The sequence below is a fragment of the Paenibacillus sp. sgz302148 genome (genome assembly GCF_056120465.1).
In genome coordinates this window covers 34,731-49,840 of the sequence record NZ_JBVYOJ010000006.1, presented here as the reverse complement: position 1 = coordinate 49,840, position 15,110 = coordinate 34,731, and the positions used below count along the sequence as shown (strand labels likewise).

Here is a 15,110-nt window from a genome sequence, read left to right as displayed (position 1 = left end):
GTTCGTAGTTCCATTATCGGACAAAACCGCTTTCATTGCAAAAAAAATTGCACAGCGGTGTTTCCTCGTGCACGTGAACGAAGGTTGTTTACAGTTGCATCAGGACTACGAAAAACTCGGCGGCTCATATGATTTAAGAGGGGCTCGTCGCCGAAGGCTTGGAATTCCGGCAAAATTGTTGCATATGAACAACACGAGTGCGAAATCCGGTTCCGCGAGCCGGTATCGATAGGACGCGGCGAGTCGTTGATTGTCCGTTTCGGGTAATTTTAGTGAAAAAAGGCCGGGTATCGGGAAAATATGCCCCGATATCCGGCCTTTTATTGATTCCTTAAGCTCCAGTATACTCGATCTTCTGGAAGTCGCGATTGCCTCCTAGAACATCATGTTCCGCATATATCGAATCGAATACTGTACGCCTTTGTCGCCAAGCTCGCCGGACCAAACCTCCGAATGCGGCTCTAGGCTCAGACCGCCCGTATAACCTTTGCCATACAATAAGGCCATGAATGTGCCCCAATCGGTTTGATCCAGCCCGGCTGGCGGATCGTCGAACCGCTTGCCGTCGATAATGACGGAGCCTTTGATGTGAATATGGTTGAATCGATGGCCCCAGTCGCGCATTTCCTTCAAGTAGTCGCGGCCTCCGTAGCGGGAGTGCGACGGGTCGAACTTGATGCCCAGCTCCGGCAGATGACCGTGGATGATGCTCCACGCCGTCGGCTCGACGACAAAATTGTTCCAGCTGCAATTGTACGTTGAAATGCTCACGTTTTTCGTTTTGCCGTATTCGATCAGCTTGGACAGATATTCGATCGCGTACGTCGATTTGGCGTACAGCGAAATCCCGTCCACGTCGTTGATGCCGCATACGAAATTCGGGCAGCCCAGCTCGCTTGCCGCATCGATTAACCGAAACGAGATGCGCAGCTCCTCTTCGATCACGCCTTGGGCGTTGATCCGGTCGGAGCCCCATCGGCCGATGGACTGCACGCCGACTCCGGTTTTTATGCTTTCTTGCTTTAAGCTATCAATACTTGACAGGAATGATTCGACGTCGCTTCCGACGTTGATGCAAAACTCCAAAAATTCCAGCCCCATCTCGGCTGCCTTCCGGAAGCTTGCCGTTTCAGGCGATGCAATGATACCGAGCTTCACGACCATCATCTCCACAAATGTATTTGTACATTCCCAAGTGTAGAGAAAGCGATGCCATTTGAAAATACCCGATATAGGTTAATTGTTATGCGATTTTGGCATATCGAGCTGCGGAGTTACGGTGCAAGGTAGCCCTTGTCCACCGATTCGCGAACGATCTGCTGCGCGAATTCCCACAACGTCTGCGAGCCTTCCTCGATCGAACGGTTGCGCTTCAGCACTTGTTCGCTCGTTATGCCGTGCTTCTGCCACGAAGCGCCTTCCGTATAATAGTTGTGCAGCATCGGCTGAAGCCGGTCGAGCGCGGCGGCATAGCGGGCTTCCGGCGTCTCGCGCTGCTCGAACTCAAGCCACAAGGCGATGCAGTCGTCCTTCTGTTCGGCCGGCAGCAAGCCGAAGATGCGGTTCGCGGCGGCGGTTTCCCGCTCAAATTTGTCTTCGTGGCCCTTGTCGTCGTAAGCGAACGTGTCGCCGGCGTCGATCTCCACGATATCGTGAACGAGCAGCATCTTGAGCACGCGCAGCACGTCCAGCTCCGTTTCGTTCGCATGCTCGAGCAAAATAACCGCCATAACTGCCAAATGCCACGTATGCTCCGCATCGTTTTCGTGCCGCGTTTTGTTCAGGATCAGCGACTTGCGGTAAATGCTTTTGAGCTTATCGATTTCGGCGATAAATTGAATTTGTTGCAGCAAACGTTCATGATTCATGAAGCGGAGTCTCCTTCTTTTTCGTCTCTACAGCATGCCCTCGTCCTGTGCTTTTTTCGTCGCTTGGATGCGGTCGCGCACATCCATTTTGGAATAAACGCTGGAGATGTAGTTTTTGACGGTTCCTTCCGACAAATACAGCCGCTCGGCGATTTCCTTATTGTTGAGACCTTCGGCGATGCACTGCAGCACCTGCAGCTCGCGTTCGCTGAGGCCGTAATAGTCGGCTTTGGCACCGCCGTCGCTCTTGGCATCCGGCGACACGCCGGAAACGGAAGGCGTATCGTGAAGCTTTCCGGCTTCTCCGCCCTTTACCCGTTCTACGAGCATTTTGGCAATGTCCTGCGGGATCAGGGTACCGCCGCGATGCACCCACTTGATGCCTGCGGCCAAATCCTTCGGATGAATGGCCTTCAGCAAATAACCTTCCGCGCCGGAGCTGAGGGCGTCGACGACATACGTAATTTCCTGAAACGTCGTCAAAATAATGATTTTTGTCCCCGGCCAGCGCTGCTTGATCAGCTTGGTCGCTTCGACGCCGTCCATTTCCGGCATATGAATGTCCATCAGCACCACATCCGGCTGCAGGGACTCGCACATCGCCATCGCGATTTTGCCGTTTTCGGCCATGCCGACAACTTCGATTTCCGGGTCCATATCGAGCACGATATGCAAGCTTTCGCGAATAAGCTCCTGGTCGTCGACAAGCAATAAGCGTAATGAGGTCGTTGTCATCGTATTTCCTCCTTATCAATTCCATCATAGGGTTCGGCATTGCGAGCCCTTAGCTTCGGCTACGATGGCGTATTCGGCACGATGCAGGTCACCGTCGTGCCCTTCTTCGGACTCGAGGTGACGGTTAGGGTACCATGCAACGCCGAGAGGCGCTCCTTCATGGCGGTCAGGCCGAAGCCGGCGGACAGATCGGCGCTCCCGATACCGTCATCCTCAATCGTGAGCGAAGTATGTGTCCCGTTAAAATAAAGCCGGACCGCAATCGTCTTCGCATGGCCGTGGCGCTTCGCGTTCGTCAGCGATTCTTGAAGGCAGCGGATGAGCGTCAGCTTCGTTTGCTTCGAGGAATCGGGCTCCTCTCCGTCGGTGACCACTTCGACGATCGTTCCGGTGTGAACGGCAAATTCGTTCGACAGCTGCGCGATCAGTTGGGTCAGCGTATCGCCCGAATCGCGCGGCGCAATCTGGTGAATGCTGCGGCGCACTTCCTCGAGGCCGTTCCGCGTTACGCTGCGCAGCACGTCGAGCCGCTCCTTCGCTTTGTCCGGCGCGGCGTCGATCAGATAAGATACCGCATCCATGCCCATGATGACGGAGGTGAACGTATGCCCGACCGTGTCGTGCAGCTCCCGCGCCATCCGGTTGCGTTCCTCGGTCAGCGTCAGCTGCTCCACCTTCTGCGAGTATTGTTCCAGCACTTTGTTCTGCTCGTGGATCATTCGGTATTGGACGTCGTTTTCGGCGAGCAGAGCTTTTGTGCGATAGCCCGAGTTCAGCAGCATCCGCATCAAGATGCCGAAGCCGAAATTCATCGCCATATTGAATACCCAGTTGACGAGATTATAAATGCCGGGATGCCGGAGCAGAAAATAATAAATAACCGGGAAACCGATGAGATAAATCGGCAAATTCCACCATAATGTCGATTTGCGCGCCAGAAGAGCGACAGTAGTAACCGGAATGGCAAGCAGGCTGACCGGCATTTGAATCAGATGCGTGAGATATATCGAAAAAGCGCCCGAAGTGAATAATACCGCAACCGCAAAGCCGGTGTCGTTCACATACCCGGGGCGCCAGAACGCCAGCGGAATCAAATAACACGTGATCACAAAAAACATTAACCGCAGCTTGTGTTCGTACAAAAGCGTTTCTTCCGAAAAAAACACGCTGATGATTTCAAAAATCAATATTGCCGTATACAAGCCAAAAAAACACCAATCGACCAGCTGCCACTTTCTGCGTTCAACCATAACGTTCTCCCGTCTCTGTTTTGTCCTAAGTGTACCTGATTTTCCCGCAAAGATGAAGTGATTGCGGTCATGCGGCAGTCACAAAAGACGGCAGGTTTCATATGACTTTTCCGCCTGAAGCGCTCCGTTGTCCGGCTTGATCGGAAGTAATGGCGCGTGGTAACGATTTGTGCCAAAACATGGTATACTAGCCGTATTCCATTACTTTATGATTGCAAACCTTTAGGGAGGTTATCTTGTGTCCGGTCAACCGATCGTCCAATTACGCAACGTAACGAAGCAAATCGGCAGCAAAATCGTCGTCGACAAGCTGACCTTCGATATTCCCGCCGGCGAGGTATTCGGCTTCCTCGGCCCGAACGGCGCGGGAAAAACAACGACGATCCGCATGATGGTAGGCTTGATCTCGATGACGGAAGGCGAAGTCCTGATTCACGGCCACAGCGTTACGAAGCAATTCGAACAAGCAATCCGCCATGTCGGCGCGATTGTCGAAAATCCGGAAATGTACAAGTTCTTGACCGGTTATGATAATTTGCTCCATTACGCCCGAATGTTCGAAGGCATTACGAGACACCGGATCGACGAGGTGGTGGCGCTGGTCGGCTTGCAGAACCGGATTCACGACAAGGTCAAGACGTATTCGCTTGGCATGAGGCAGCGGCTCGGCGTGGCGCAAGCGCTGCTGCACAAGCCGTCGCTGCTGATATTAGACGAGCCGACGAACGGGCTTGATCCGGCCGGCATACGCGAGCTGCGCGATTATTTGCGCAAGCTGACGAAGGAAGAGGGGATCAGCGTATTCGTGTCGAGCCATCTGCTGTCCGAGATGGAGCTGATGTGCGACCGCGTTGCGATCATCCAGCACGGAAAGCTGATCGACGTGCGTCCGATCGGCCAATTCGTCGGCGGAGCGGACGGCAAAACGGGCTTCGCCTTCGAGGTGAACGAACCGCAGCGGGCTGCCGAAATATTGGCGGAGTTCGGAGCGGTTTTCTCCGAAGACGTCCTTCAGGTGGAGGCCGAAAAAGAACAAATCGCCGATATGAACGCCGCCCTTGTCCGGGCAGGCATTCGCGTGTACGGCATTCGGGCCGTATCGAAGACGCTTGAGGATCAATTCTTGGAAATGACCGGAGGTGAACAGGCCCATGCCATTCGTTAATCTCGTCCGAAACGAAAACATGAAAATTTACCGCCGCGCCCGAACGTGGGTGATGGCGGGATTGATCGTTCTTTTTACGATCGGGTACGCCTACCTCATCTATGTCACTTCGACCTATAACAATAACAGTTCGATGACGATGTGGAAGCTGATGCAGCACCTGACGGCCATGACCGGCCTCGTCACGATGTTTACGGTCGTGATCGCCGCCGATATCGTCGCCGGCGAATTTTCGTGGGGCACGATCAAGCTGCTGCTCATCCGTCCGGCGAGCCGGTCGAAAATATTGCTGTCCAAATACGCCGCGACGCTCATCTACGCGCTGTTGATGACCGCGCTGCTGTTCGTCACCACCTTCATTGCGGGCGGTTTGTTTTTCGGCTTCGGCGGCAATGCGACGCTCGAGGTGCTGGATTCCCAAGGATATCCGCAGGCAGCAGGGGCCATGGGCGTTATTTTGAAGGATTACGGGTATAGATTGGTCGATGTGCTGATGATCGTGACTTTCGCCTTTATGATGTCGTCCGTCTTCCGGAGCGGCGTACTGGCCATTGTGCTGTCGTTTCTCATTTTGTTCTTCGGAAACATCGTCACGGGAATCGTAAGCCAATATGCATGGGCCAAATACATTTTGTTCGCCAATATGGGATTGGGCGATATCGCGCAGGGGCATTCGTTCGTGGAAGGGGTGACCTTGCCGTTTGCGGTGACGATGCTGGCGATCTATTTTGCCCTGTTCAACGCATTGTCGTGGATCGTATTTAATAAGAGGGACGTTGCGGCGTAAAACGTGCGCGGACAGCATGAGAGGAGCGTCTTAACGATGAAATTTATCGACAACAGAGGAATAACCGATCCCCGGATCAATCTGGCGGTGGAGGAATACGCCTTAAAGCAGTTGCCGCGGGACGACGATTATTTATTGTTCTATATTAACGAGCCGTCGATCATTATCGGCCGGCACCAGAATACGGCGGAAGAAATCAACGCGGAATACGTGGAGCGGCAGGGCATCCATGTCGTTCGGCGAATTTCCGGCGGCGGCGCGGTATACCACGATTTGGGCAATCTGAACTTCAGCTTCATCACGAACGATGACGGCAAGTCGTTTCAAAACTTCAAGAAGTTTACCGAGCCGGTCGTCCGGTTTCTGCAAAGTGTTGGCGTGGGTGCCGAATTGACGGGACGCAACGACATTCAGGTCGGGGAGCGCAAAATTTCCGGCAACGCCCAATTCGTATCGCGCGGGCGCATGTTCAGCCACGGGACGCTCATGTTCGATTCGGAAATCGACAACGTCGTTTCGGCGCTCAAGGTAAACGAGCTCAAATTCCAATCGAAAGCAACCAAGTCCGTCCGCAGCCGCGTTGCGAATATTTCGGAATTTTTGCCGCAGAAGATGGAGATCGGCCAGTTCCGCGAGGCGCTGCTTCACTTTATATTCAATGGCGCGGAGGTGCCGGAATATAAGCTGACGGAGGCCGATTGGGCGAACATAGCGGAGCTGTCGAAATCCCGCTACCAAAGCTGGGATTGGAACTATGGCAACTCGCCGAAGAGCAACTTCAGCCAGACGAAGCGGTTTGAAGGCGTTGGCACGATCGAAGCGAGGCTCGACATCGAAGACGGCAAAATTCGTCATGCGAAAATATACGGCGACTTCTTCGGCATCGGCGACGTGGCCGACGTGGAAGCGAAGCTCGCAGACGTGCCGTACGACCGGGCGGCCGTGGCCGCCGTGCTGGGCGGCATCGACCTGAAGCATTATTTCGGCGCGATTGATGTCGAAACGTTGACTCCGCTGTTTTTTTGAGTTCGGAGCCAAATAAAGTCCGCCATTGCACAATATACAATGGGACGGAGCAATTTGCCCCACATTTGGGGCATCCATTGCACAAACTGCAATGGATTTAAGGAAAAACCTGCCTGATTGCATGAAATCGACCGTGCCATTGCACAAAATGCAATAGTTTCGGCGCAATCGATGCGATTTTCAAAAATCCATTGCACAAAATGCAATAGAACGTTTCGAAGTAAAAAAAGAACCTCCTTCATTCGCTATTTTAGGGGCAAGTTCCCTGTTTAGCGGACATTCGAATCGCCAAGGCGATTCAGAATGGGAAAGGAGGTTCTTTTTTTTTTTATTTCTGCTGTCGATCCTCCTAGAAGGACTTCCACACAAGTTTTGCTGTTATTCAAGGAAGAGATTCTTCACGAATGTCTGCTCATCGAAATGGCTTCGATCAGAAGCTATTCATATGCATGGTTTGTCCGTCATATCATCAGAATTTCGCGAATTTCCTGCTCGGTGAGCGACGACAACGCTTCTTGACCGGGCTGGATCACTTCGTCGATCAAGTTTTTCTTCCGCTGCTGAAGCTCGTACATTTTATCTTCCACCGTACCTTGGGTGAGGAGGCGAATGACTTGGACGACGTTTTTTTGCCCGATGCGGTGTGCCCGGTCTGCAGCCTGCTGCTCGACCGCGGGGTTCCACCAAAGATCGTACAGGATGACCGTATCCGCTCCCGTCAAGTTCAAGCCCGTTCCGCCCGCCTTCAAAGAGATCAGGAACAAATCCCGCTCCCCCTCGTTGAACCGCCTGCACAACTCCACGCGCTCCTGGGGCGGCGTATTGCCGTCCAGATAAAAATACGGCATATCCAAAGAACCCAGCTCGCGGCCGATCAATCCCAGCATTTCGGTAAATTGCGAGAAAACAAGCGCCCGCTTGCCCGCACCCCGGCACTCCTCCAAAATTTCCAGCAGCTGCTCGAATTTGGCCGAGCTTCCGACGTAACCTTCCGCGAATAGGGCGGGGTGACAGCAAATTTGCCGAAGCCGCGTCAGTCCGGCCAAAATTTTGATGCGGTTTTTCTGAAATCCTTTGTCGTTCAAATGCTTTAACGTCTCCTGCTGCAATTGGGCCAAATAGGCGATATACAGCTTTTTCTGCTCCGGCAGCAGCTCCGATGCCTGCACCGACTCAATCTTATCCGGCAGCTCCTTCAATACGTCGGACTTCAGCCGCCGCAGCAAAAACGGGCGAACCCGCTTGGCGACAACGTCCCGCGGCAGTTCGTTGAACGCTTTTCGGCCTGGGAACAGCTCCGGAAATACTGCATCAAAGATCGACCACAGCTCCTCCAGCGAATTTTCCACGGGCGTGCCCGTGAGGGCGAACCGATATCCGGCTTGAATTTGCTTGACGGCTTGAGCGGTTTGGGTGGCGTAATTTTTGAACGCCTGCGCTTCGTCCAGAAAGAGCGTATGGAACGTTTGCCGCCGGTACAGCTCGATGTCTCTGCGCAACAGAGGGTAAGAGGTGATAACCACGTCCGCGGAAACCGATTCCCTCAGCGCCGCGCTGCGCTCCGACTTGCTGCCGTCGGCAATGACCGCCCGAATTTCCGGCGCGAATTTCATCAGCTCGTTGCGCCAATTGTAGACGAGGGAAGCGGGCGCCACGATGATGGCCGGCATCTGCCGTTCGCGGATTTCCGGCAGCACGGATACGATAAAAGCGATGCTCTGCAGCGTTTTGCCAAGCCCCATGTCGTCGGCGAGAATGCCGCCGAAACGGTAATGGGCTAGCGTCTTGAGCCAGCCGAAGCCGTATTTCTGGTAGTCCCGAAGCACGGGAGCCAGACGGTCCGGCACCGGAAAGTCGAGATTGTCCGGATTGCGCATATTGTCCAGCAGCTGACGGAACGATTTGCCCAGCTTGACTGCATTTCCCTGCCGGTCGGAATCGATGAGATGCAATCCGCGCACGATAGGGAGGAGGGTGGACGATTGGGAGATTTCCCCTTTATGCGCGCCCATGGCGTTCATGAAGCGGACGATCTCTTGAAATTCCGCGCTTTCCAGCGGGAGCAGCGCGCCGCTCGGCAGCCTGTAATACCGTCGCTTTTCCTCCAGCGATTTCAAGATGCCGCGAATTTCCGACTCGGGAATGCCGTCGATATCGAACTTGAATTCCAGCCAGTCGGTTCGTTCGTCGACATCGACCTTCACTTTGGGCACATGCCCCCGGAGGATTCTTACCTTGACGGCGCTTGTCGCGTAGACATCGACCAACTGTTCCAGCCGCGGTACGATGTGAACCAGAAATTCGTACTCGGCTTCCTCGCCTTCCATGAAATAACCGGACTCCGTTTTGGCAAATGCGCTTTGATCCATCAGCTCCAAAATTTCCCGTTCCTGGATCCCGTCTCGCACCAGAATGCGCTCGGCAGTCCGCTTCGAACCGCTTTCCAGCGGATTTACGACGATTTCGCCATAGTGGAATTCGAGTCCGGCCAAGAGCTTGTCCCTGACCCGGTCCAAATATAGCTTTGCTTTTAAAGGCCTCTGCACGATTCGGTCTGAAACGGTTTGGGCGATATGAACGCTGCCGAGCTTCGCAAGTCCGGGGATGACCTTCTCCATGAACGGCTCGATTTGCTCCGGCGGAATATGAACGTTGTCCCCGTGGGAAGCGTCAAGCAGCCGCTTGAGTTCGACGAGGCGCTTGCACGGTTCGGGTTGGAGCTTCAGCAGCTTGCCGTCGACCAGAACGGTACCGTACGCTTCCAGAATCGTCATTCGCTCCAATCCGCGTATATCGAGCCGATAGTCCCCGGTGCGGGCTTGATCGAATTCGAATTGCAGCGGAATCCGCTCGTCCGAGACTTGGATACCGTCATACGTTGTGCCATCCTGTTCCAGCTTCGCCGAAGGCGAGGCAGCTAGCAGCGGCAGTATGGTTTCCCAAGCGGCGGGAGGGATGAGAAGCATGCGGTCCCCGCCTGCATGGTTCGTATGCAGAGCAAAAGGATTGGACATTTCGCGGAACAGCTTCTCGTTCCGCGAAATGTCGATCAGCTGCCGTATAACTTCATCCTGTTCGCGGGAGAAACTGTGAAGCGTCGGATCGTAAGCGTAATGCTTGGTGAACTCATAAACTTCACGGCGTTCGATCCGTTCAAGCAGCTCCCTAATTTTCTGCACGATATAAAGCCGTTTTGTCCCGACTTTCATTTCGATGCCGAACATGAGCTTCCGGTAGCCGTATGGAAACAGCTTGCAGATGAATTCCACGTCGAGCGGCGTCCTTGCATCGAAGTACATGCCTGCCCCGGTAGGCCGGGCCGGATTATCCTCGAACAAGGTCAGCACGCTTCGGGTAAGCTGCATGTCCGCAGCGGGATAGGCCGGATGATCGGCGGCATCGCTCAATAAATGAGAGGGACGGGAGCTCGTGCGCTCCGGCATATCCGCATATCCGGTCTGCGGGTGAAGCGCGGACGCATAAGATCGGATCGGCGCGTTGCCGCCATGCTGCATCTCGTGAATTTTCAGCAGCGCCGCGGCAATATGCTTGCAATACTTATCGTACGAGGCATAAGCGGAACAGCTGCATGCCGCATCTACGTCGCCGTTGCCGTCGATTCCGACCCTCACGTCGTATCGAATTGAACCTTTAACGGTTGCTTGATATTGGGATAGGTCGAGATCGTACTCCGTAATCGTTACCCTGTTCCGGCGGTAATAATCTTCCCCTTTGCTATAAGAAAAACGGCCGCACAGCTGTTTAATAATCCGTTCGGTCAATTGAAAACCCATGGCTAACCCTTCCTTGTTTCGTTAGAAATCTGTTCGCTCGCATGCTTCTATAATAGCAGAAAGGTCAATTGCTATGCATGTCGCGCTACGATTGCCCATGGAATGAACGGATCGGCCGGAATCATCGAAAACGCCGCTCTCGCATCAGATGCAAGAGCGGCGTTTTCTAGCCATTAATAGTAGTAGTAGATTCTTTTGTTATCTTTTTTTTCTTTCTCTTTTTTCTCTTTGCGGCATTTGCAAATAAATCTGCTTTTGTCCTCGGATTTATGGCTGCAATGCTCGGACTTGTGGCTGCGCTCCGATTTGTGGCTGCAATGCTCGGACTTGTGGCTGCGCTCCGGCTTATGGCTGCGCTCGGGTTTATGGCTGCGCTCCGGCTTATGGCTGCAATGCTCGGATTTGTGGCTGCGGTCTTTGCTTTTGTGACCATCGGATTTACTTACACACCAGCATACGAGTTTTTTCTTTCTTTTTTTCTTCTTGCAACTTGACATTTTTCATTCCTCCTTTTGCTATAATCTATGAAGCATCTCATAGCTTTGATTGGACAATGGCAGAGAAATGAAAAATTGGGATGACGTCCTTCGGTCCGCAATAAAACGATATATATACGAAAAAAAACGCCTCGTCATTCGAGGCGTTTCGTAGTTAAATAGCTTCTAACCTGCCGCTTGCTTTTGTTTTTCCTTGCGCTTGGAAGACCGTTCCGCGGCTTCGGTCCGCAGCGGGTGGGGCTCCGGTTTTTCCATGAGGCTGGAGCCGCTGAATATGCCGCCGTCGTGGATGATCAGCGATTGAGCCGCGCAGTTGCCGTGGAGCTGACCGCTCGCGGTAATCGTGAGCCGGCCTTTTGTCGTAATGTCGCCGTATACGATGCCCGCGATAACGACGTCCCGCGCGGAAATATTAGACCTGGCAATACCGCGTTCTCCTATGATAATGTCGCCCTGGCTGTCGATTTCGCCTTGAAATTCTCCTTCGATACGCAAGCTGGCCTCGCACTTCAATTTTCCTTCCATGCTTGTGCCTTGTCCGATCAACGTGTCGGTCGTACCCAAATTATGCTTTTTGCGGTTTGTGAACATGTCAGCCACGCTCCCTTTTGCCCAAAATTTAGGTATTACTCATGGTTCAAATAGATCAGAGGGTTGATCGTTGCATCGTTTTGCGTAATTTGAAAATGAAGGTGCGGGCCGGTGCTCCGTCCGGTCGATCCGACCTCTCCGATCTTCTGTCCGCGTTTGACGGTGCTGTTCAGCTTCACGTCGATTTTGCTGAGATGCATGTACCAAGTTTTCAGGCCGTTCGGGTGCTCGACGATAATATATTTGCCTCGGGTGCCGTCGCGCTCGGCTTCAATCACTTTGCCGTTTGCGGCGGCATAGACGGGATCGCCCGTATTGCCGGCAATGTCGATGCCCGCATGAAAGCTGGGCCTGCGTGTCAACGGGTCCGTGCGATACCCGAAACGGGAGGATAGACGTAACGAAGATGTCGGCCACAGCGTAGGCGTAATTTCGATCAGATGCTGTTTCTCGTAAGCTTGGGCCAGCGTAAAAGACATCGTTTGGCGTAAGTCGCCCATCAGCCGTTTTAACTCGTTGAAATCGACGTTCGTCGTCTCGGCCAGCTCCATGATCTCCTCGTCGGTGACGGGGATAAACTCGCCGCCGGAGCTGTCGAGCGGAATGTCGTCGCTATCCAGCAGCGATTCGAGCGCCGCTTTGTTGCCGGTGCCGCCGTATGTATTGATGAACTGCCTTAGCTCGCTTTCGAGCTTGCGGAGCTCCTCAACGCGACTTTTGACCTCCTTGGCTTGCCCGGACAAAAGAATCACTTCGTTTTGCAGCTCCTGAATCGTCTCATCCTTGGATTGGGCCGAAAGTACGTATTGGGAAGATTGGTCGCGAAGCGCCGATTGCAGCTGTTCGATCGCGGCGGCGGAGCGCATCTCCAGATGAACGACGGCGGCCGATACCGATGCGACGACAATGGCAGGAGCCATATACAGAAGCCATTTCGAAACGCGAAATTGCTTGACCGCCTGATCGGCGTTACGAATAACGAGCAATGTCATTTTTCGATCTTCCCACTGTTTTTTCATGGCGCCTCCTTCTATGACTCCTGAATGGATGCTCTATTGCTATTTATTCTGTAAAACTAAAAATGATGACAATAATAAAATGTTATAGGTCAAAAGCTTTACTTTTAGGCAAATATTGCCGATGAACTAGTAGACATCTATTTTTCAACCATGAAAAGGAAGGATAGGAGACATGAAGGAAACATTGAAGCGCTGGACGCAAAAAACAGCGCAGGTTCGGCTGGGCAACCCGCTCAAGTCGGTAGGCGTGAAGCTTTTCTTATTGTTCTTTTTAAGCATTGTCGCGTTTGTCCTTTATACCGGCATAAGCTCTTACAACATTTCCAGGACGGTTGTACAGGATGAAGTCAGCGATGCGATGCAGCAAACGGTCAAATTGGCAAGCGAAAAGCTGGACATGATGGTAGGCAACTTCGAAACGATGTCCACCCAATTGATTATCGACCAGGAGCTCGTTAAGGCGCTTTCGGATCTGGATAAGACGAAGGAAGCGTACGAGCAAATCCAGCTAAGCAACAAAGTGCGCGATAAAATGAATGCCTACATTTTGGCGAATTCCAATATTTCCGGAATTTACCTGTTCGATGACAAGGGTAAAATCAAGTTTCAGGCCGGAAACGCGGCGAAGCAAACCGATGCCGCATTCAAGGATCAAGAATGGTTCAAGAAAATGGTCGAGCAGAACGGCAGAATCGTCTGGCTTCCGACAAGCAAAGCCGCTTATTCGACCAGCTCGGAACCGAATGTATTCGCGCTGGGCCGTGTCATGAAAAACGCGATGTTCGCCAAAAGCATGGTCATGCTCGTTGAATATAAAGTTTCGACGCTCGTTCAGCCGCTCAGCACGATCCGTTTGAGCGACAACGGCAAAATTATGATCGTCGACCGTACGAACAAGATCGGCGCGATCAAGGACGAAGAGCCGGGGAAATCGTTCCCGGTCAATCTGGTTGAGGCCGAGAAGCAGGCGGAAGCGAATAAGACGAAATATTCGCTAGTCCATATGCAAGACGATGTCGAGCAGCTTGTTATTTATAATGCGATGAACTCGACAAACTGGTTCGTCGTCGGCGTCGTGCCGACGGAGGAGCTGACCGAATCGGCCGGAGAAATTTTCTCCAACATGGTTGTCATCAGTGTGATTGCGGGCGCGATTGCCCTTATTCTCGGCCTGTTCATCGCCCGTTCCATCAGCGCTCCGCTTGTACGGTTATCCGGTTTGATGAAGGAAGGCGAGCAAGGCAACTTGACCGTCCGCTCGAAAATCAAGCGCAGCGACGAAATCGGCCGCCTGGGCGGCAGCTTTAACGAGATGATGAATCAAATCACGAAGCTGGTACAGGAGACGAACCGCTCCGCAGCCGAGGTGCTGAATACGGCGGTGGAGCTGTCCGATGCGTCCAAGAAAACGGCGATTTCCGCCAAGGAAATCGCCGTGGCGACCGAGGAAATCGCGAATGGATCCTCGAGCCTGGCGGTCGAGGCGGAGCGCGGCAGCCATATATCGCAAACGATCAACGACCAGATGAAGCATGTCGTCAGCACGAACGTCAAAATGGGCGAATCGGCAAGCGATGTGTACAAGGTCAGCGAGCAAGGAACGGGCTATATGTCCGAACTGACCGCGAAGACGGGAACGACGGAGACGATGATCCGCTCGATGACGGACAAAGTCACGCATTTGAAGGAGAGCACGCGCTCGATCCGCCAAATTCTCGAAGTGCTCGATAACATGACGAAGCAAACGAACATTTTGTCCCTGAACGCGGCAATCGAAGCATCCCGCGCGGGCGCCGCGGGTAAAGGCTTCATGGTCGTTGCCGACGAAATCCGCAAGCTTGCCGAGCAATCGAAGCAATCGATCGGCGTTGTCGGCGATATTACCGATACGATCGTGAAGGAAATCGACGAGACGGTGAAGGTACTGTCCGAAGCGTATCCGATCTTCCAGGAGCAAATCGGGTCCGTGAAGCAAGCCGACGCAATCTTCGGAACGGTCAAAACGCAAATGGAACAATTCATCGTTCAGCTTGACGGCGTTACCGAGTCGATCGGGGAGCTCGACAAATCGCAGCTCGTCCTATTCGCCGCAATGGATAACGTCAGCGCGGTCGCGGAGGAATCGTCGGCCACATCGGAAGAAGTGGCTTCGCTCAGCTCGGAGCAGCTGCATGTGAGCGAAAACCTAGTTCAGCTGGCCGATAAGCTGGAAACCGTATCGAACGCGCTCAAGGCTTCGCTCTCGCGCTTTACGGTTGACGAAGGACAAGAGAACAATTAGTCTATAAGAGGAAGGACGGCATGCGACAATCGATGCCGCTCCTTCCTTTTTCGAGCTCCAAAAGCCTAGGCATTATGGAATAATAAGGCGGATTTTG

General features: G+C 53.2%; 12 protein-coding genes. 4 read left to right on the top strand and 8 right to left on the bottom strand.

All coding sequences use genetic code 11. The features are described from left to right. Positions 1 to 375: 375 nt before the first annotated feature. The 4 genes from AC0LWM_RS10510 to AC0LWM_RS10495 all read right to left on the bottom strand — a co-directional run bounded on the left by AC0LWM_RS10510 (position 376) and on the right by AC0LWM_RS10495 (position 3,853). Positions 376 to 1,158 (bottom strand): sugar phosphate isomerase/epimerase family protein, encoded by a 783-nt coding sequence (locus AC0LWM_RS10510; protein WP_474674886.1) that lies wholly within the window; start codon positions 1,156 to 1,158, stop codon positions 376 to 378. Positions 1,159 to 1,274: 116 nt separating this feature from the next. Beyond that, on the bottom strand, positions 1,275 to 1,868 hold the full coding sequence (locus AC0LWM_RS10505; RefSeq protein ID WP_474674885.1) for an HD domain-containing protein: 594 nt from the start codon (positions 1,866 to 1,868) through the stop codon (positions 1,275 to 1,277). A 27-nt stretch (positions 1,869 to 1,895) separates the two neighbouring features. Further along, positions 1,896 to 2,603 (bottom strand): response regulator transcription factor, encoded by a 708-nt coding sequence (locus AC0LWM_RS10500; protein WP_474674884.1) that lies wholly within the window; start codon positions 2,601 to 2,603, stop codon positions 1,896 to 1,898. 59 nt (positions 2,604 to 2,662) lie between these two features. Further along, a complete protein-coding gene (locus tag AC0LWM_RS10495) occupies positions 2,663 to 3,853 on the bottom strand; it encodes a sensor histidine kinase (RefSeq protein WP_474674883.1) in 1,191 nt (396 codons plus the stop codon). Between the two features lie 238 nt (positions 3,854 to 4,091). Here AC0LWM_RS10495 and AC0LWM_RS10490 point away from each other — a divergent pair, with 238 nt between their 5' ends. Genes AC0LWM_RS10490 through lplA form a run of 3 tightly spaced genes read left to right on the top strand, consistent with a single transcriptional unit; the run spans position 4,092 to position 6,831 of the window. After that, positions 4,092 to 5,018, top strand: a complete 927-nt coding sequence (locus tag AC0LWM_RS10490; RefSeq protein WP_474674882.1) for an ABC transporter ATP-binding protein — start codon at positions 4,092 to 4,094, stop codon at positions 5,016 to 5,018. Beyond that, positions 5,005 to 5,805: an ABC transporter permease gene (locus AC0LWM_RS10485; protein WP_474674881.1), complete on the top strand. Its 801-nt coding sequence runs from the start codon at positions 5,005 to 5,007 to the stop codon at positions 5,803 to 5,805. The genes AC0LWM_RS10490 and AC0LWM_RS10485 overlap by 14 nt, the downstream gene beginning before the upstream one ends. A 36-nt stretch (positions 5,806 to 5,841) precedes the next feature. Continuing rightward, positions 5,842 to 6,831, top strand: coding sequence for a lipoate--protein ligase (lplA, locus tag AC0LWM_RS10480; protein WP_474674880.1), 990 nt, complete (start codon positions 5,842 to 5,844; stop codon positions 6,829 to 6,831). Between the two features lie 461 nt (positions 6,832 to 7,292). Here lplA and AC0LWM_RS10475 read toward each other — a convergent pair whose 3' ends face one another. The 4 genes from AC0LWM_RS10475 to AC0LWM_RS10460 form a co-directional block, all read right to left on the bottom strand. Beyond that, positions 7,293 to 10,625, bottom strand: coding sequence for a DEAD/DEAH box helicase (locus AC0LWM_RS10475; RefSeq protein ID WP_474674879.1), 3,333 nt, complete (start codon positions 10,623 to 10,625; stop codon positions 7,293 to 7,295). Between the two features lie 173 nt (positions 10,626 to 10,798). Continuing rightward, positions 10,799 to 11,122, bottom strand: a complete 324-nt coding sequence (locus tag AC0LWM_RS10470) for a hypothetical protein (RefSeq protein WP_474674878.1) — start codon at positions 11,120 to 11,122, stop codon at positions 10,799 to 10,801. Positions 11,123 to 11,287: 165 nt separating this feature from the next. Next, entirely contained in the window at positions 11,288 to 11,713 is a 426-nt protein-coding gene (locus AC0LWM_RS10465) for a bactofilin family protein (RefSeq protein ID WP_474674877.1), read from the bottom strand. A 35-nt stretch (positions 11,714 to 11,748) separates the two neighbouring features. Continuing rightward, entirely contained in the window at positions 11,749 to 12,732 is a 984-nt protein-coding gene (locus tag AC0LWM_RS10460; RefSeq protein ID WP_474674876.1) for a peptidoglycan DD-metalloendopeptidase family protein, read from the bottom strand. 172 nt (positions 12,733 to 12,904) lie between these two features. Here AC0LWM_RS10460 and AC0LWM_RS10455 point away from each other — a divergent pair, with 172 nt between their 5' ends. Beyond that, complete coding sequence (locus AC0LWM_RS10455; protein WP_474674875.1) at positions 12,905 to 15,013, top strand: methyl-accepting chemotaxis protein; 2,109 nt, start codon at positions 12,905 to 12,907, stop codon at positions 15,011 to 15,013. The last annotated feature ends 97 nt before the right edge of the window (positions 15,014 to 15,110 follow it).